The organism is Psychrobacter sp. Rd 27.2, from assembly GCF_001921755.1.
In the GTDB taxonomy this organism is placed as follows: Bacteria; Pseudomonadota; Gammaproteobacteria; order Pseudomonadales; family Moraxellaceae; genus Psychrobacter; species Psychrobacter celer.
The window spans coordinates 15,700-34,842 of record NZ_MRYB01000003.1; the positions used below are offsets into that span (position 1 = coordinate 15,700).

16 protein-coding genes are annotated in these 19,143 nt (G+C 48.1%); 9 read left to right on the forward strand and 7 right to left on the reverse strand.

Annotation, left to right across the window (positions count from 1 at the left end; translation table 11 throughout):
• Positions 1–13: 13 nt before the first annotated feature.
• From BTV99_RS03820 to BTV99_RS03830, 3 genes are read left to right on the forward strand one after another with little or no spacing between them, the layout of a single operon-like run.
• Entirely contained in the window at positions 14–1,027 is a 1,014-nt protein-coding gene (locus BTV99_RS03820; protein WP_075101055.1) for a TAXI family TRAP transporter solute-binding subunit, read from the forward strand.
• The gene (locus BTV99_RS03825; protein WP_083608514.1) at positions 1,008–1,532 is read left to right on the forward strand and encodes a DUF1850 domain-containing protein; all 525 of its coding nucleotides are present in this window, start codon (positions 1,008–1,010) and stop codon (positions 1,530–1,532) included. Before BTV99_RS03820 ends, BTV99_RS03825 begins: the two co-directional genes overlap by 20 nt.
• The gene (locus BTV99_RS03830) at positions 1,504–3,588 is read left to right on the forward strand and encodes a TRAP transporter permease (protein ID WP_218607356.1); all 2,085 of its coding nucleotides are present in this window, start codon (positions 1,504–1,506) and stop codon (positions 3,586–3,588) included. Before BTV99_RS03825 ends, BTV99_RS03830 begins: the two co-directional genes overlap by 29 nt.
• 128 nt (positions 3,589–3,716) lie before the next feature.
• Here the strand turns inward: BTV99_RS03830 and lipA are convergent, their stop codons facing one another.
• Both lipA and BTV99_RS03840 read right to left on the reverse strand, forming a co-directional pair.
• Positions 3,717–4,760, reverse strand: a complete 1,044-nt coding sequence (lipA, locus tag BTV99_RS03835; protein ID WP_075101056.1) for a lipoyl synthase — start codon at positions 4,758–4,760, stop codon at positions 3,717–3,719.
• Positions 4,761–4,908: 148 nt separating this feature from the next.
• A complete protein-coding gene (locus BTV99_RS03840) occupies positions 4,909–5,304 on the reverse strand; it encodes a carboxymuconolactone decarboxylase family protein (RefSeq protein WP_075101057.1) in 396 nt (131 codons plus the stop codon).
• A 438-nt stretch (positions 5,305–5,742) separates the two neighbouring features.
• Here BTV99_RS03840 and acnB point away from each other — a divergent pair, with 438 nt between their 5' ends.
• From acnB to BTV99_RS03855, 3 genes are all read left to right on the forward strand, one after another.
• On the forward strand, positions 5,743–8,346 hold the full coding sequence (gene acnB, locus BTV99_RS03845; RefSeq protein WP_075101058.1) for a bifunctional aconitate hydratase 2/2-methylisocitrate dehydratase: 2,604 nt from the start codon (positions 5,743–5,745) through the stop codon (positions 8,344–8,346).
• A gap of 185 nt (positions 8,347–8,531) precedes the next feature.
• Positions 8,532–8,972 (forward strand): DUF805 domain-containing protein, encoded by a 441-nt coding sequence (locus BTV99_RS03850; RefSeq protein WP_256713725.1) that lies wholly within the window; start codon positions 8,532–8,534, stop codon positions 8,970–8,972.
• Between the two features lie 170 nt (positions 8,973–9,142).
• Positions 9,143–9,589 carry a PACE efflux transporter gene (locus tag BTV99_RS03855; protein ID WP_172953061.1) on the forward strand — a complete coding sequence of 149 codons (447 nt, stop codon included), beginning with the start codon at positions 9,143–9,145 and terminating at the stop codon, positions 9,587–9,589.
• Positions 9,590–9,686: 97 nt separating this feature from the next.
• Here the strand turns inward: BTV99_RS03855 and BTV99_RS03860 are convergent, their stop codons facing one another.
• Positions 9,687–10,484, reverse strand: coding sequence for an enoyl-CoA hydratase/isomerase family protein (locus tag BTV99_RS03860; RefSeq protein WP_075101059.1), 798 nt, complete (start codon positions 10,482–10,484; stop codon positions 9,687–9,689).
• 391 nt (positions 10,485–10,875) lie between these two features.
• Between BTV99_RS03860 and BTV99_RS03865 the strand changes: the two genes are divergently transcribed.
• The gene (locus BTV99_RS03865; protein ID WP_075101060.1) at positions 10,876–11,688 is read left to right on the forward strand and encodes an alpha/beta fold hydrolase; all 813 of its coding nucleotides are present in this window, start codon (positions 10,876–10,878) and stop codon (positions 11,686–11,688) included.
• Positions 11,689–11,826: 138 nt separating this feature from the next.
• Here BTV99_RS03865 and BTV99_RS03870 read toward each other — a convergent pair whose 3' ends face one another.
• The 4 genes from BTV99_RS03870 to BTV99_RS03885 form a co-directional block, all read right to left on the reverse strand.
• Positions 11,827–12,903 (reverse strand): HpcH/HpaI aldolase/citrate lyase family protein, encoded by a 1,077-nt coding sequence (locus BTV99_RS03870; RefSeq protein ID WP_083608515.1) that lies wholly within the window; start codon positions 12,901–12,903, stop codon positions 11,827–11,829.
• Positions 12,904–13,275: 372 nt separating this feature from the next.
• Positions 13,276–14,448, reverse strand: a complete 1,173-nt coding sequence (locus BTV99_RS03875) for a cysteine protease StiP domain-containing protein (protein ID WP_372046417.1) — start codon at positions 14,446–14,448, stop codon at positions 13,276–13,278.
• Between the two features lie 68 nt (positions 14,449–14,516).
• The gene (locus BTV99_RS03880) at positions 14,517–15,335 is read right to left on the reverse strand and encodes a hypothetical protein (protein WP_075101062.1); all 819 of its coding nucleotides are present in this window, start codon (positions 15,333–15,335) and stop codon (positions 14,517–14,519) included.
• A complete protein-coding gene (locus tag BTV99_RS03885; protein ID WP_075101063.1) occupies positions 15,332–16,597 on the reverse strand; it encodes a phosphoribosyltransferase domain-containing protein in 1,266 nt (421 codons plus the stop codon). Before BTV99_RS03885 ends, BTV99_RS03880 begins: the two co-directional genes overlap by 4 nt.
• 837 nt (positions 16,598–17,434) lie before the next feature.
• Between BTV99_RS03885 and BTV99_RS03890 the strand changes: the two genes are divergently transcribed.
• Positions 17,435–18,163, forward strand: coding sequence for a hypothetical protein (locus BTV99_RS03890; RefSeq protein WP_075101064.1), 729 nt, complete (start codon positions 17,435–17,437; stop codon positions 18,161–18,163).
• A 131-nt stretch (positions 18,164–18,294) separates the two neighbouring features.
• A complete protein-coding gene (locus BTV99_RS03895) occupies positions 18,295–19,041 on the forward strand; it encodes an MHYT domain-containing protein (RefSeq protein ID WP_075101235.1) in 747 nt (248 codons plus the stop codon).
• Positions 19,042–19,143: the final 102 nt, after the last annotated feature.

Consider the following 19,143-nt stretch of genomic DNA (forward strand, 5'->3'; position numbering starts at 1 on the left):
AAGGATGAATGCCATGCTCAACTCTTCAAAATCTCCTTTGCTTTTATCAGCGATGTTAAGTGCTGTTTTAGGCCTAACCGCGTGCTCTTCTCCAAGCTCAGAAAACACAGACAATGCAGCGGCAGAAAGTAGTGCCACTGCAGACGATAAGCTGGACACAAAGTTTGTCACCATCGCCACAGGCGGCGCATCTGGCCCTTATAATATTATTGGTACAGCACTGTCTGAGGTTTATGCCAAAACCTTTGGGGTCAACTCAAAGACGCAGACCACAGGTGCATCAGTTGAAAACGTCAATTTATTAACCCAAGGCAAGGTAGATATGGTGTTGGCGCTGAGCGATGTCGTCACTGATGCCGTCGAAGGCAAAAACAACTTCGATCAGCCAATTGACAACATTCAACAGATCGCTGTGCTATACCCGAATGTGGTTCAGATCGTGACGTCTCAACAGTCAGGCATCAAAAATATCGAAGATCTGCGTGGTAAGCGTATTGCGGTTGGTGATCAAGGTTCAGGCACAGAGGTGAATGCGCGCACCCTATTAGAAGGCTTTGGTATTACTTATGATGATATCACCGTCGACTATTTAGGCTTTGCTGAAGCGGCTGATGGTATGAAGGCTGGCAAAATCGAAGCGGCGTTCTTTAGTAGTGGTCTACCAAACTCGTCATTGATGGAGCTAGAGCAGGGCTTAGATTTGCAGCTGGTCACTATCGATCAAGCTAAACTGAATGAGATCATCACCACCAAACCGTATTTTAAAACCTTTGAGATACCAGCGGGTACTTACGGCAACGATGCCGCGATACCGACGGCCGCGATTATGAATGCGTTGTTGGTGCGTTCGGATTTATCTGAAGACGATGGTTATAAGCTGACTAAGGCTTTGTTTGATAATTTGGACGGCCTAAAAACCGCGCATCAAGCAGCCAATGATATCAGCTTAGAGTCTGCCAACACTGGTATGGTGGCCCCAATCCATCCTGGCGCTAAAAAGTACTACGATGAGCAAGCAGCCAAGTAAACGTCTATGGTTATTAACTAGCGCGGCACTGATGGCTGCGCTAGTTTTTTTTGTGCTATGGGCCAGCGTATCCCAGCAGCCCGTTGTCGAAGTGCAAGTCGATGGCACCACCTGTTATTTTACTGAGCCAAGCTTTGAGCTGCGCTGGATCCATTCTGTAGAAAAACAGTGGTGGGAGGAGCAGTATCAGCGTACAGATGACGGTCTGCTGTTGACCACCACCTATTTTGAAGCGTTTGGCGCAGGTACGCCGTCGACTGAAGCGCTGGCACCCATACAAAAACCTGGCTATTTGGGTTATCAAATCAACGAAAAACTGCCTAGCCTTAATTGGGTAGTGTCTAGATTGACCAAGGGTGAGCTAAATTATGCCGACCATCGGCTTTTGGTTCATGAGTGGGCGCCAGATTATTCTGAAGTAACGATTACGCCCAAGACGTATCATTTAATTGACAGATTACAAAAGGACTTTTGTCATGAACTCGCAAGTGACGGATCACGATAATGTGACAACGATGTCAGCCAATCATGCTGATCGGCCCATCCATGCCAACACCCATGCTGCTACCAATGTAGATGCCGAGCTTGACGCGCAAGCTCATAATCAGGCCATATTAGAAAAGTATGATCGAGAGTCGATCACCCGACAAATCACTCAAGGTCCAGTCAAGTATTTTATCGCTGGAATTTGCATCTTATATTCTCTATTTCATTTATATATCACCTTCAATCCGATGCCAGCTTTGCTACAGCGCTCTGTACACGTCGGCGTTGGCTTTGCCTTGATATTTCTGATATTTCCTGCGAGTAAAAAAAGTAGCCGCCAGCACGTCGCTTGGTATGACTGGATTTGGTTCTTGCTATCATTGTCTGGCATGGCTTATCTGATATACGAGTATCAAGATATCGTGACCTCACGTGGTGGTATGGCCAATCCGGTCGATGTGATATTTTCTATTATTACCGTCATTTGTGTGTTAGAGGGCAGTCGCCGTATCACCGGTTGGATTTTGCCGATATTGGCATCGATATTTTTGGCTTATCCATTTGTCAGCCATCTAGATTTTATGCCTGATCGATTGCTCACGCGTCCTTATGATATGGGCGATATCTTTGGTCAGTTGTTTTTAAAAACGGAAGGCCTGTATTCTGTCGCGATTGGCGCGTCGGTGACATTTATCTTTTTGTTCATTTTATTTGGCGCGTTTTTGGCGCGTTCTGGTATGGGTCAGCTGTTTAATGATTTGGCATTGGCTATTGCTGGGGATAAAAAAGGCGGCCCTGCCAAGGTCGCGGTCATCTCAAGTGGCTTTATGGGTAGTATCAATGGCTCAGCATTATCGAACGTTGTCAGCACCGGCGCGTTTACCATCCCATTGATGAAAAAAGTCGGTTATCAAAAAGACTTTTCGGGAGCAGTAGAAGCCAGCGCGTCAGTTGGTGGGCAGATATTGCCACCGATTATGGGAGCCAGTGCCTTTATCATGGCGGAGACCACAGGGCTACCTTATAGCACCATTGCTTTAGCTGCATTATTGCCGGCAGTGCTCTACTATCTGGGCGTTATTGCTCAAGTGCACTTTCGTGCGGGTCGCCGCGACCTAAAAGGCATCGCCAAAGAAAACCTGCCCGCCGTCAAAGAAGTATTAAAAGCGCGCGGTCATATGCTACTACCGATTGTGTTTTTGATTTATTTATTGATTGAAAACGTACCCGTCGGCTATGCGGCGGCCTATACCATTGGCTTCACGGTTGCCATTAGTATGCTACGCAAAGAGACCAGAATGGGGTTCTCGGACATTTTGGGTGCACTAGAAGATGGTGCTCGCCAGTCGCTGGCGGTGATGGCCGCGTGTGCGGTCGTCGGGGTGATCATTGGCGTTGTCAGCTTAACCAGCTTTGGGACGGTGATGACCTCATCCATCGTGACATTGGGCGCAGGGTCGTTATTCTTAACCCTAATATTGACCATGCTTGCCTCTATGGTACTCGGCATGGGGCTACCGTCTATTCCTGCGTATATCATTACCGCAACGATGGCAGCGCCTGCACTAGCAGGTTTTGATATTCCTATTTTATCAGCGCATATGTTTGTGTTTTATTTTGGTATTTTTGCCAATATTACGCCGCCTGTCTGTCTGGCAGCCTTTGCTGGTGCGGGTATATCTGGTGGTGATCCGATGAAGACAGGGTTTTTGTCGTTGAAGCTGGCATTGGCCGGATTTATCGTGCCGTTTATGTTTATTTATAGTCCGACGATGCTGATGATAGATCCCACGGGTCTGGCAGTCACGGCAAAAGACTTTCCGCTGCCGCCTATCCTTGATATCGTGACAGTGGTATTGACATCGGTAACAGGGGTTATTGCTTTAGGGGCGGCGCTAGAGGGCTATTTTAGGGGTGCTATGAGTCCACTCACGCGTGGCATATTGGCCATCGGCGCGTTACTACTGATTTATCCTGAACTGACCACAGGGTTTATAGGTGGGATTATCGTGCTGATTATCGCTGTTTGGAACATAAGAACAGCCAAAAAGCCCACACCGACCTTAACGGTTTAAAGCGTTAGGTATCTATATTAAGAGATTGATTCATTTGTAAAATAAAAAAGGGTGAGTAACAAAATCTGTTACTCACCCTTTTTCTATTAAACTCACAGGTCAATGGTTGCTCAAACCTGATTCAAGCATTAACAACCAAGTTTACCCTCAGCCTCGAGTGCTTTTTTGCTACGGATGGGCGCAGGGCAGTTTTCACCGTAGTATTGACGATCGGCAAAGTAGCTGGAGCGTACCATCGGGCCTGCCCAAATGCTAAAGAAGCCAATCTTTTTGCCGTAGTCCATATAGCGCTGAAACTCGTCTGGATGCACGTAGCGATCAACAGGCGCATGATCCTTACTGGGCTGCAGATACTGACCGATGGTAATCATGTCGACATCATGGGCCTTGAGATCATCGAGCAGTGCATAGACCTCTTCTTCTGTCTCACCAAGACCGACCATAAAGCCGCACTTGGTGGCGATATCAGGACGACGCGCTTTGTACAGTTTAAGCAAGTCGAGCGAATGTTGATAATCAGAGCCAGGACGGAAGGCTTTATATAGACGCGGCACAGTTTCGATATTATGGTTAAAGACATCTGGCGCTGTCTCCGTCAATAAGTCTAACGCAATCTCCATACGACCACGGAAATCTGGCACCAATATCTCGATCAAGCAGTTTGGGCTTAGCGCGCGAGATTCGTTCAATACTTCTACAAAATGTCCAGCGCCGCCGTCCTTTAGATCATCGCGATCGACAGAGGTGATCACCGCATATTTAAGACCCAAGCCTTGAATGGTCTCAGCTGTGTGGCGCGGCTCGTCTTTATCAAGCGCATTCGGACGACCATGACCCACATCACAGAACGGACAGCGACGGGTACAGATATCGCCCATAATCATAAAGGTCGCGGTACCATCGGCAAAGCACTGCGGCAGGTTGGGGCAGGCAGCTTCTTCACAGACGGTATAGAGCTTTTGTTCGCGCAGTGTGGCTTTGATGCGTGCGACTTCCGCAGGGGAAGACATCTTGACCCGAATCCAATCAGGCTTTTTTTTGGCCTCGACCGTTGGGATGACCTTAATGGGAATACGGGCAACTTTATCATAGCCACGTAGCTTTTCGCCTTGCACTGCTTTTTTGGGTTTGGCCTTGGCAGCAGGGACATAGGTTTGTACGGCAGTCGTCATAATAGAGTTATCTCTTAACCCTTTATAGTATAAGGGTTTATGGAATGATCAGAATGTTTTATAAGTGTCGGTATTATAGCAGGGATTTTACAGTCTGTTTTTGTACAATATCGTTAAGAGTACTATGAAATGTCTTATCACCATAGTTTTAAATATCTATATCAATGTCCAGCTCATTTAAGATTTCTATGGCAGCGCGAAACGCTTCTTGAGTGGCAGGCGCGCCGCAGTAGGGCAAGCTGTGCATCAATACCTCTCGAATCTCGGCAACGCTCGCCCCGTTGTTGATGGCACCGCGAATATGGCCTTTTAGCTCGGTCGGGCTTTTTTGTGCGACCAAAAAGGCGATGGTGATTAAGGAGCGGTATTTGCGCGGTAATACCGAGTCATCCTGCCACGTACTGCCCCAAGCATGCTCGATGATCCAGTCTTGTAGCGGCTGGGTAAAGCCAGTGGCGTTATCTAATGAGCGTTTGACATGTGCTTCGCCCATCACTTCAGTGCGTACTTTTAGGCCGTTTTGGTAAGCGGTGTTGTCTGCCATATTGTGGTCGTCCCTGTTGTTTATTGTATGTGGTATGGATATTTTAACTTGCTATCTCTGAGATTTTTTGCCGTGTTTTGTATTTAGGCGTATGCGCAGTTTTTTCAAGTCTGTGTTGCTCTATAAGCGGCCATCTGTATTTTTAAAAGCGCGATTGTTATGTCATTTATGTTGATTATACGGGCAAAAAATGACCTCTAAGACAGCCGGTCATCTTTAGACGGATAAGGAAATAATCAGTCCTCTGATTGATGGTACTATTTTTATAATAAATGTCCAATATGGCCTTATTCTGAGCCTTTTAAAGCCATAGCCATTAACATTTAGAGCGTTTTAAGCTATGATTGCACGGATAATTATTTCATCTAGTACACAGACGCAGGCGGTCATGCTGACTCCCACGTATTGTGCTAACCCCAACTGACGAGGACGACTATTGTGTTAGAAGCTTATCGTAAACATGTCGAAGAACGTGCCGAGCTAGGAACTGTACCGCTACCACTGAATGAAAAGCAAGTAGCAGAATTGGTTGAACTATTAAAAAACCCACCAGCAGGCGAAGATGAGTTTTTGATGAACCTGCTAGAAAACCGTATTCCTGCTGGCGTTGACCAAGCTGCTTACGTTAAAGCTGCATTTTTGGCTGCTATCTTAAAGGGCGAAACCTCATCTCCACTTATCAGTAAGAAAAAAGCGGTCGAAATCCTAGGTACCATGCAAGGTGGCTACAACGTACAGCCATTGGTTGCCGCGCTTGATGATGAAGAGGTTGCTCAAGAAGCAGCTGATGCACTAAAGAAAACCTTGCTGGTATTTGACGCGTTCAATGACGTGACTGAAAAAGCCGAAGCGGGTAACGACATCGCAAAAGAAGTGATTCAGTCTTGGGCTGACGCTGAGTGGTTTTTGAACCGCCCAGAAGTACCAAAAAAATCGACTTATACGACGTTTAAAGTCACAGGCGAGACCAACACTGACGATCTATCTCCTGCGCAAGACGCGTGGAGCCGTCCTGATATTCCACTGCATTCACTAGCCATGCACAAAAACTCTCGCGACGGCATCACTGCTGACGAAGAAGGCGTGGTCGGTCCAATGAAGCAGATCGAAGCGCTCAAAGAAAAAGGCCATCCGCTCGCTTATGTTGGTGACGTTGTCGGTACCGGCTCTAGCCGTAAGTCTGCGACCAACTCAGTACTATGGCTGATGGGTGAAGACATCCCGAACGTGCCAAACAAGCGCGGCGGCGGTCTGGTACTTGGTAATAACATCGCTCCTATCTTCTTTAACACCATGGAAGACTCTGGCGCCTTGCCAATCGAAAAAGTGGCGGTTGATAAGCTAAACATGGGCGATGTGTTTGACATCTATCCACATGATGGCAAAATCACCAAGCATGACTCAGACGAGATCATCTCAGAGTTCAAACTAAACTCGCCAACCTTGCTCGACGAAGTGCGCGCTGGTGGCCGTATTCCATTGATCGTTGGTCGTGGTTTGACTAACCGTGCGCGTGAGTACATGGGTCTGGGTCATTCAGACGTATTTGCGAAACCAGAAGAGCCAGCCGATACCGGTAAAGGCTTTACCCTTGCACAAAAAATGGTCGGTAAAGCGTGTGGCCTAGAAGGCGTACGCCCAGGTATGTACTGTGAGCCAAAAATGACTACCGTTGGCTCTCAGGATACCACAGGTCCAATGACCCGTGATGAGCTAAAAGACTTGGCATGTTTGGGCTTCCAAGCAGACCTTGTCATGCAGTCATTCTGTCATACGGCCGCTTATCCAAAGCCAGTTGACGTTGAGACGCAGCACACACTACCTGACTTTATCATGAACCGCGGCGGCGTTAGCTTACGTCCAGGTGATGGTATCATTCACTCATGGCTCAACCGTATGCTTCTTCCAGATACCGTTGGTACTGGTGGCGACTCGCATACTCGTTTCCCAATGGGCATCTCGTTCCCAGCGGGTTCTGGTTTGGTAGCCTTCGCAGCCGCGACTGGTGTGATGCCGCTAGATATGCCTGAGTCTGTTCGTGTGCGTTTCGTCGGTGAGCGTCAGCCTGGTATCACCCTACGTGACCTCGTCCATGCCATCCCTTATCAAGCCATCAAGGAAGGTTACTTGACGGTTGATAAGAAAGGCAAAATCAACGAGTTTAACGGTCGTATCCTTGAGATCGAAGGTCTAGAAGACTTGACCGCTGAGCAAGCGTTCGAGCTATCTGATGCCTCCGCTGAGCGTAGTGCTGCTGGTTGTACCATCACGCTATCTGAAGAGTCGGTAACTGAGTATCTAAACTCAAACATCACCCTACTTAAGTGGATGATCTCTGAAGGCTATGGCGATGCACGTACCATCAGCCGCCGTATCGAGCAGATGCAAGACTGGCTTGCTAACCCAAGCCTTATGCGTGCTGACGACGATGCAGAATACGCCATCGATATGACCATCGATATGAGCGAGATCAAAGAGCCAATCCTTTGCTGCCCGAACGATCCAGACGATGCCAAGACTCTAGCTGACGTGGCTGGCGACACCATTGATGAAGTATTTATCGGTTCGTGCATGACCAACATCGGTCACTTCCGCGCGGCAGGTAAACTGCTACAAGACGTACCAGCAGGAAGCCTGAAGACGCGTCTATGGATCGCACCACCAACTAAGATGGATGCACGCCAGTTGATGGAAGAAGGTTACTACAACGTCTACGCACAAGCCGGCGCTCGTACTGAGATGCCAGGGTGCTCACTATGTATGGGTAACCAAGCACGTATCGCACCGAAATCTACTGCGGTATCGACGTCGACTCGTAACTTCCCGAACCGTCTCGGTCAAGGCGCCAACGTTTATCTGGCGTCAGCTGAGCTTGCAGCAGTGGCCGCGGTACTGGGTAAACTGCCTACCAACGACGAGTATCAGCAGTATGCTGGCATGCTAAACAGCATGGGCGATGAAGTGTATCAGTACATGAACTTCGATCGTATGGAAGAGTACACCGAAGAAGCGGATAAGATTAACGTTGCTCAGTTGACCTAGTTTTCCATTCGAAAGCTTCTTAATTTTTTGAAAACAAGCCCCGTATCGTGATGATGCGGGGTTTTTTTATGAAAATAAAATACTTTGAATAGTTTGCAAACTTTTTTTTGGAGTTTATACTTTAGTGAACTGGTCAAACTTTTGGTTGGTGACTTAACCCTTACAGATACATGAAGACAAACCCTATGGAAAATAAAAATATGCTCGATAAAGTAACGCCACCACCCTTGCCAGATGCTGCGGTGAACAATCATAGTGCCGAAGTGAGCTATGGCATACTCGATTGGTTTAAAAAATGTCTTAGAAACTATAGCAACTTCTCTGGTCGTGCCCGACGTAAAGAATATTGGTATTTTGTGTTGGTGCAAATGGGTTTACTGTTTATAGCGATGATGTTAGATAGCATGATATTTGATGCAGAAACAGGGCTGTTTTATATCGTAGTAGTACTTGGCTTGTTTTTACCAAGCTTGGCGGTGACGGTGCGCAGGCTGCATGATACCAGTCGCTCAGGATGGTGGTTTTTCATCTCTATTTTACCTTTGATAGGCTCTATCATCCTACTGGTATTTTTGGCGAGTGATACCAAGCCTGAAACCAATCAATGGGGTCCACCCGCCAAATAAGCGCTTCTGACCAAATGGTCGATAAGGGCAGCTGCTGATTTCTCTCACTATCTTCTGTATAATATAAGTGCAGGCGGAAACCGTGGCTCTGCGCTTTTTTCTCTTTTCTATCTCGGGACGGACCGATACTTTGATTATGCACTTATCATTCAGGTGCTTTGGAGTCTTGGTTGATTACTTTATCCCCACTCAAACGTCGCCTAGTCTATGTGACTGTCTTTGAAATCATTGCGATTATCTCGTCCACCTATATATTGATGATGCTCAGTGGTAGTGATGCTGCAGAGTCGTTACCAGTGGCGGTGATGGTGTCATTGGCGGCGGTGATTTGGAATTTTTTATACAATACCGTATTTGAAGCATGGGAGCGCCGCCGGCAAGTGGCAGCGCGTACACTGCTGATTCGTAGCGTTCATGCTATTGGGTTTGAAGGCGGGCTGGTCTTGATTTGCTTGCCACTTTATATGCTTTGGTACGATGTAGGTTTAGTGGCAGCCTTTATGATGGAGGCGGCGTTATTGTTGTATTTCTTGGTATATACTTTTATATTTACCTTGGTATTTGACAAGATATTTACTTTGCCAAATTACTATAAGCCAGCTGCTACCTCTTCATAAAAGCCCATGTTATCTCATTTCATCCAAAAAAGGCTGCCTGATGGCAGCCTTTTTGATGATAGTACATTTCGAGTGTTATCAGAGCCTTCCTAGCGGGTTAGCGACCGGTATAAACTGGTTTGCGCTTTTCGATAAAGGCGCTGACACCTTCGATGAAGTCATCGGTTTTGGCCAGCATGGCTTGCTGCCGTACTTCCATATCGAGCGCTTCATTTAGCCCTGCGTAGGCGTGGGTGTTTAGCATATGTTTCATGCTGGATAATGCCTGAGCTGGCAGAGCGCTTAGACGAGAAGCGAGTTTTGCTACCGCATCATCTAATTCAGCAGGCGCCACAACTTGATTGACCAAGTTTAGCTCAGCCATGTCTTGCGCGCTGATTTTGTCGCCCAGCATCACAAGCTCGGTGGTCTTTGCCGGGCCTACTAGCTGGTTTAGTAAATATACACCGCCTGCATCAGGGACGAGGCCGATGTGGACGAATGCTTGCACGAATTTGGCGTTGTCGGCGGTGATACGAAAGTCACAGGTGAGTGCTAGGTTCATGCCTGCACCGGCCACTGCACCTTCTAATTTAGCAATAATCGGCTTGTGAATATGGCGTAGCTTTAAGCTGACTTCGCCTGCGCCTTCGACCATGCCCTTTAGTTTGTTTGAGATGACGGTTTTGTCGATACCTTCGGACAGCATCTCTTTGATATCACCGCCGCTAGAAAAATTACCGCCAGCGCCTTGTAGGACAATCACTCGAACGTCGTCATCAGCATCGGCTTGCTCAAGGGCGGTCAATACGCTTTTTTTTAGTGGTGTGCTAAAGGCATTGAGACTCTTTGGGTCATTTAGGGTGATGGTGGCGATATGGTTTTCGCTTTGATACTCAACAAGAGAGGATGACATTGGATTTCCTTATATGAATGGTCTTATGACGTTGGCTAATCGTATCGCTAGATGAATCAGAAGCTAAATCAGACACATGGCTAGCAAGCTGCTCAATGAAACGCTTTTTTCTGGCGTGCTATGCCTACGCCGCTCGATGCGACAAAAAACAACTTATCATCTCGCGGTATCATGTATAGCGATTGACGATATTGGCTTGTAGCGTCCGCCTTTGTAGATGGCGGCGGCGTGGATCAGCGGCTTTGATTACTTACTATAGCAGCTTGTTCTGATTATAAAAGCAAGTTTTGTGGGCGCTAAAGACACGGCTACATAAAGGTCAAATATGCTAAACTGTCAATACCCAAAATAAGTCACCAACCTCTCTTATTTATCAGACAAGGAAGTGGTTATGCCAACGATCCATATCAATAACACAGACATTTATTACGAAGACAGCGCGCCAAATGATACGCAAAAACCAGTCATGGTGTTTGCTCATGGCTTGTTATGGAATACCCAGATGTATGACAAGCAAGTGGCATACTTCCAAGAGCACTATCGCTGTATTGCCTATGATTTTCGTGGTCAAGGTCAATCGCAGATCACCAAGTCAGGCTACGATATGGATACGCTGACAGAGGACACATTAGCCTTGCTGGCGGCGCTACATATCGAAAAGTGTCACTTTGTCGGGCTATCAATGGGTGGGTTTGTGGCTCAGCGTATCGCCATCAAAGCCCCAGAGCGTTTATTATCACTTATCTTACTGGAGACGTCAGCCGATCCAGAAGACCCAAAAAACGTGCCGCAGTATCGTAAGCTGGTTAAAGCCATACGCTGGATGGGCATCAAGCGCGTCAGTAATAAAGTGATGCCGATTATGTTTGGCAGTAGTTTTTTGGCAGACAAGTCGCGCAAGTCTGAGCGTAAAGAGTGGCTCACGATGCTACAAGGCAATCGTAAGGGCGGCGTCATCAAGGCGACGATGGGAGTGATTGAGCGCTTAGGTACTTACGATCAGCTAGGTGCGATTACCACGCCGACCTTGATCGTCGTAGGGGATGAGGATGCGGCAACGCCGTATGAAAAGGCCGAGCGTATGCATTTTGCGATCAAAGGCTCAAAGCTTGCGATTGTCAAAGGTGCAGGCCATACCGCCACTGTGGAAGAGCCTGAGCAGGTCAATCGCATTATTGGCCAGTTTTTAGAGTGCTGCGTCTAATATTGCCTTAGCGTTTGCATTGGTACAACACCCAAAAAGCCGCTATCACAGCTGTGGTAGCGGCTTTTTTGATTGATAGGTGCGTGTCATTTATCTTGATTTTATCAGTGTGTTTACCATAAGGACACGCCCCAATCTCTAGAGGCGAGCGCGATACTCGCTACTGCTATCATCTATCGCGCCAAACACCTCAGCGCGGTTGACGATCTCTGTCGCCCAAGCACGATGCGTGGCAGGCTCGAGCATGGTGTTATTGTACTTAAATACCGCTTTGGCCTCGCTATGCAGTATCGCTTGTGCTTCATCTAAGGTGCTAAGAGAGACGCAGTACGCCTGCTGCACCAACGCAATTTGGCTTGGGTGTATGACGGTCTTGCCGACTAAACCCAAGCTGACATCGCGGGTCAGCTCCTGCATAAATAGCGTTGGCTGATCTAGATACTCAAAGACGGGCGCTGTCAGATAAAACCCGTGCGGTACAAAGCAGCCGAGTAGCTGATAGGCCAGTGTGCCAATAGGGGTATCATAGACGATGCTGTTTTTTGGGCGACGTAAGCGCAGCGCGGCAAATAAGTCATTGCCGCCGATACGTAGGGCAAAGACTGGCTGATTAAAGGCTTCTTTAAAGCCGATGGCCAGCTCTTGGTTGTGCCGCGGATTAAAGAGCGCTGCGGTCTCGAGCGTCGGCATCAGCAGCTGCGTACTGCTAATATTTTGACAAGCCAGTCGCCAGTTGGACAGGCTATACATATCCACTTTTGGCAATACAAAACCATCGATAAGGTCGATATGAGCGTAGTCTGCGAGTTGTTGTAGCATCGCTGGGCTACGCGGACGCACAAAGACCAAGGGGCGTGTCGGCAGCTGGGCGGGCGGCTGGGATTCTAGCGCCGCTGGTTTGCAGGGTTGAGTGATTGTATCGACATGCTCAGCCCACGTGTTTAGTAAGTCTTGTAGGCGTTCGAGTGCCAGCTCGACATCGCTATGACCGACAGCGTCCTCTAGACAGATGATAATACTATTAATCGTCGGTAGCTTGTCGCGTTTGATGACCTGCCAGATGTCTTGGCGCGTGGCCGGCATATAAAGGCTAGCACCGAGCTGATAAGGGTGATGCGTATGTGGTCTCACCATGGCATGGCGCTCGGTGATGAGGTGGGCATAAGATTGAGTATGCGCGTATAGGTTTGATTGGTTTTTGGGTATATCGGACATAATGGGTATCGTAGTTGTGATGAATGAAAGGGTAAAACGTTATCATCGTCTCACTCAAAAAAAACAATACAGGACGGCTGGTCTATGTTTTTACTTCTCACATGATAGGCTGAGTAAGCAAAAACATAGACCAGCGCGGCGATGTTATTAGGATAGCGCTTTTTTAAACTGGCTTTAGTACGCGTCTGCAACGGAACTATGAGGTTAAAAATGAGATATATTTTTGTCCAGCTAGGGTCAGCTCACAGCTTATATCAGTATATTAGCTAAGAATAAGATACCGTTTGGCATAAATATAGCCATTTTTAACCCGTAAATTACGAAAGTTGTCATTGAAGACACGCCCTAGTATAAGCGATATGACTATGTATATTAACAGTCGTCTTTGCTGCGTTGTTTGATAAGAGTGATGGCGTGATAGGGTAGTATTTTATCACCTAATACACTGATATGGATATCTCGCTCATGACATAAATGTCGTAATAGTAGCGTATCGGGATGATCGGCGCAGGCCAGCAAGATACGCTCAGGGTCTCGGCGTAGTATCGCTCTGGTAGCCTCGGCAATGGTTGGCTTGATACGATTGCGGTTGGTGATGTGATAGTCGGTGGCAATGCTATCGATTAAACCTGCGGTCCGATAGCGTGGCTGCTGATGCATCGGCAAGCATCGTATGGGGCGCTGGAGGGTTTGCCGCGCACGATCGATTTGCTCGATGAAGGCGAGGCTGTGATCGATTGCACGCAGCTCCTCATAAAACACGCTGCGGTGTAGCCCTGATTGCGGCTCGGTATACAAACTGCGAGAAATCAGCCCCGACACCGTACTGTTTAATAGTCCCGATGGAATCAGCCAGTCCTCACTGCTTGCTGCCAGCCACGCCACCCCTGCAGGGTCGGCCAACGTCAGTAGGGGGACGACGCCTGCGCCTTGATGAAAAATATTGGCAAAGTGCGGCTGATTGGGTTGATTAAAAGGCCGCAAGCTGCGCTCAAGCTCTTGATAAATCGCGCCTTTGCCCGTCCAGCCATCGACAAAGACAATCGGGCTGCTTGGATGCGCGTTCAGTATCATCTGCAGCGCGACAGGGTCAAGCCCGCGATCTCGGATGATGCTGATACCATAATGTACACTAGGCAAAGCGTAGCTGCTATCGCTATCTGACCTGTCATCATCTGATAGGGCACGCTGCAATAACACACCGATGGGCAGTCCTGCCCGCACTAAGCTGACCAGTACCAGCGGCTGCTCATTATCCATTGTCTGCCCAAAGATATCGTGCAATGTATAAGCCAAATTAGCGATATCGCTTGCCGTTCTATCTGCACCCTGCGCTAGTGCCTGCTGATACAGCTGCTCATGCATGGCGGTCGGTGCCTGCTCTAGTGTCAGCATATCAGAGTAATGACGCTGGCCACTTTGGATCAGCGCTTCTTTTTGGCTGACAGGGACATCGGCGACTGCTTGTTTGTCGACGATGTCGAGTAGTACGGTAACATCAGAGGGCAGGTAACTGCCTGAGCCGTATTGTGCGAATGTTTGCATATTAGGATGGGTCATAAAGATAGTTACTTATATAAGCGATTGTCATTATTCACGATATCTACAGGCCGTTAGCGGCTAATATTGTCATGCATCTGACCGTGATTTGGCATGCCATACCAGTCCAGCAGCTGCAAAAATGGCAAATCGGCCAAGCTGTCCCCAAAGCCAAAGCTAGGACGCTGAGCATCTAGGTGCTGCGCTAATAAAAACTGCACGGCATGACGCTTATGTACCGCATGCGGTAGGATGGCTAAATTATTGGCATTTACATGGACATAAAAGTCTTTCTCAAAGCCGCGTATGAGCGTTGGCAGTTTTTCTGCCAGCGCTGCCAACGCCTGATGGTCTTTTTGGCCATGCTTGATCGCCAGATAAATCATCAAGTCCTGATGAGCGCTGCCACGCCCAAAGCGGTCGCGATGCGCGGTAAACACTAAATGGCTACTGGCACTCTGCGCATGCTTGGTAAATACCGCGCTTAGCTGCGCCAGCTTGTCTTGCAGAGGCAACAGTGCGTCATACATATGCTGCTGCCATGCGCCTAGTGGCTCGCCATTAGGGCTTAAAATAACCGCGCCGTGGGTGAGTATTTGCCAGCTATCAAACGGCAGTTTTACCCGTTTGATTTCATGACGATCGCGGGCTGTGACCACTATCAGCTCAGTGCTGGCAAGTAACCAATTAAAGAACGCCGCTTGCCGTTGACTCATAAAACTCAGCGGCTCGCCTTGTTTGTTGACGGAGGCGCAGACCAAATCTTCAGGCGCAGCGGTAGGCAGATGCCATGCATCAATTTTGCGCTGAGTTTGAAACAGCGTATCGTCTAAATCCATAAGGGCGTAGGGTTTGACAATATGAGGGCTGGGCTGAAAAAACATCGTGCTCATATTTTACCACCTACTATCAATACATTGTCTAAATCCTGCCACATCTCATCGACGCTATCAGCCGCAGTTTCCACACACAGTACAATCAAGTCCCACGCCTTTGGCTCGACGTTATACACAAAGTTGGTCATGCCAAGACCATAATGATCACGAAAGCTTAGCATCGTACTGATCGCGCCGCCAAGAGCAATCGGCGAGCGTGTCAGCGCGCCAAATTTGACGGTGGCTGCGCTGTTGACGGCAGTCTGCGTTTGGCTTTCTAGCCACTCTGCCAACAAAAACGGCAACCAAACAAACTCATTACTGCCTAATACCAATATACGCGCAGGCCACTGAGGCAGGCTGGGTGATATCTGCTCGCGAAAGCGTGTAAATACCGTTTGGAAGTGCGCCAAATAACGATCAAACCCCTCTGTACTATCGAGCGTTGGGAAGCGCCCCCAATTGCCGGTGTCACCTAATGGCTGGCTACCAGCTTCGGTGGTATCGACTGCTGGCATCGTAATCGGTTCAGGATTGGGGGCATCTGTCCAAGTCCACGCGCCAGACAATAAGTGATGACGATAAAAATCAATATCAGGCAGACGGCTAGATATAGCGTCCGCGGTATCCGTGGTTGCTTGCTGTTGATTGAGTGACCAATCAACCAGCGTGGTCAGATGTACTTGTGCTAACTGACTAAGTCCAGCGTGACGTAAGGCGGTGACGACATTGACGCAGGTGTTGCCTGTCGAGGCCTCGTCATCGACCATAATAAGCGTTTTACTCGCAAGTAATTGCGCTTGCGTCGCTTGATCTGCACTTTGGTAAATCAAGTGCTGGCTGGCGTGACTGTGATCTTCGCTAAAAGTCGTCAGCAGGCAGGCGCTGTCGTTAGGTGCGGCGTCAGCGCTATGCTGGGCGTGACGGGTGGAGTTGAGCAGTAGCGCGTTGGGGTAGCGGGTTTGCAGCGCTTGATGCACGCCTGCTGATAGGCCCACCGCCGTCTCCGCCATACCAATCACCAAAATAGGCTCGGGCAAATGGCTGGGAATCAACGCGGCCAAATCAGTAAAAGCGGTACGCATGGTGCTGGGAGCGACAGGAATATGGCGACCTAAGACTTTTGAGACAAACAAAAATGCGCGCTTAGGATTGATGCGCTGGGCAAAGCCCAATAAGTCATTTAATTGATACGCTGCATTGCGGTTATGGCTATTGGTTTGATACGTGAGATCAAGGGTACCGCGAGGTAGCTCGATGGTGGTACGCTGCTTTGGCATTCATTTTCCTTTTAGGGTTATTCAAATATGCTTAGGTTTATACTTGGTTTTTATACTGAATTTTCACACGGAGGCCTTACATTGGCACACTTTATGTCATGTGCGACTGGCACTCATTTTGCGCGGCATCAGCGCGTTTAAATGTATATAAGTGCTTTATTTTCGATTGATTGTAGGTTAACCATAGGCGCATGATAACTGAAATCAGCGGTCGCCGTTTAGGTTTTGTAGATATCTATGATGACGGTCGGGCGCTGTCATTTTTTGGCTGTTTTTTGACCGTTTTTTTAACCAAAAAGCGAGTTCTTTATTGATCATGTTTCAGTTGTAATATTCACATATTTATTCGTCTTAGTCTTAGCGATTAATAAAGAAACCGCCGCCTATAATGGTAGCCACGATACGATAAAGGTGATAATGCCTGACCTGCGCCACGTATCCAATGATAACAAATCCTCACCAAAGCCATGGCATTCAAGCCTTATGGCGGTTTTTAAACAATAAGCCCACCCTCCGCGTGAGCGTTTAGCCACCTATCGGATAATCTTGCCATTTATCGGTCAATGCCGGCTATCTGCTTGCGAGGCAATATGTATTCATTGATAATGCAGCCAAAATTACTTCTGTAAAGTAACCAGATGGTAACGAGATTTTGAGCAGCTAATATATAAAAAACCATGTGCTCGCTGGCAATACTGCTATTGCTGATTGATACGTTAAAAAAGTCGCAAAACAGTTATACGTCTGGCGATATTTTGGTGACCTAATCAGCGCTGCAGTTTACCAAAATAACTCAGCACGAAAAAGTTTGGCTGTATTGTTAAAAAGGAGTGAGCGTTGAGATTCTCTTGTGCACTAGAAACCGCTTCGGAACGCATCCGTTTGGTCAATGTGATTTCACCATTGATCAAAGCTGGCTATCAGCTTGTCTCACAAAGACAAGAGCCGTCAAGCAATGGCGGCAACATCATACAGGTGGTGGCCAAAAGCCAAGGCGCGAAGACACAAGCGGATTTGATCGCTGACTTGTCTGCCATCGACGGGTGTACGCTGTTTAAGCTGGAAATTGAGGAAGGCGAGGCGGCGGCGCCGGTTGTAGCTCCGATACCATCGGCACCTACTGCGCCCACAATAGACGAAAAAAGCGTACTGGCCGCTATCGGTGCGCGGTATCCAGACATAGCCGAGGTGGTCACTCAGTACAAAGCCAGTCTGCCGGCCGAAAGACGCGTCAGTGCCATGCATGAGCTGGGCCGCAAGGTTGGCGGCGGTATCTATCAGCGTGACTATGCGCTTGGTAGTCCGCTCAAGATGTCTGCTGCCATCAGCCGCGAATTGGTGCCTGCACTCAAAGTGTTTTCTAAAATCAAGGCCCGTGACCATGTCATTACTTTGGTGAAATGTCCGTTTTGTCAGTCATCCGAGCATTCGCATTCAGGCTGCCACTTTGTGGTGGGGTATATAGAAGGCTTTTTGGCAAGCAATCCTGCGGTAGGTAGAGTGCGCGCAGAAGAAACCAGCTGCGGTGCGGGCAGTACCCATGTTTGCGAGTTTACTATCTGGTAAAAATCACTCATGGGTCAAATAACACCAATGACAAAAAAGTAATGAGCGTCTCAAGTACGGCGACTCGTACACATCTTAAGTGGCTTAAATGGCTTGGGCACACTGTTTATAAAAATGTAAAGGGCGAAAAAATGATAGAAGTTGAATATAACCTGATGTTGGTGCTTGTCTCGTATGCCATCGCTGTGTTTGGCTCGTATGTTGGTCTAAACTTGGCCATCCGAGTTCCGTCTGCTAAGCCTGGCAATGACTTGTACTTTTGGGTAGCGCTGTCTTCGCTCGCCATCGGTGGTGCGATTTGGTCGATGCACTATATCGGTATGATGGCCGTGGATATGAAGATGCCAGTGACCTATGATTTGGGTTTGACGATTGTGTCGATGCTGCTAGCGGTACTGTTTGTGGCGGTTGGTGTGGTCATCGTTGGCCGCGGTGTACCAAGTGTGGCAAAACTGCTCGGCGGCGGAATATTGACAGGTCTTGGCGTGGCCGCCATGCACTATACGGGCATGGCATCCATGCAGATGGACGCAACCATGTCCTATAACACCCCGCTTTTGCTCACCTCGATTGCGATTGCCATTGCCGCGTCGATCGCTGCGCTATGGTTGGCCTTTAATCTGCGCGGCAATCTACAACGTTTTGGCAGTGCTTTTATCATGGGTATTGCGGTGTGCGGGATGCACTACACAGGTATGGCCGCGATGGAGATGCAAATGGCTCATACAGGTGAGATGATGTCTATGGCGCATAGCAGCTCAGACGCCTTTATGTCATCGATGCTTATCTTTATCGGCTCGGCCATCGTCCTAAGCTTGCTGTGGGTGATTGCTTCTAAAAATGCGCCGCAAAAGGCAGCACTGGTATTTGGTGAGTGATATCTCATACTGCAGCCCGATGAGATTAGGGCGTGTCGTCAGCTCAATCAATATCTCAATCAATTAAATTGAAAGCATGCATTAGACAAAAAGGTTTTTAGA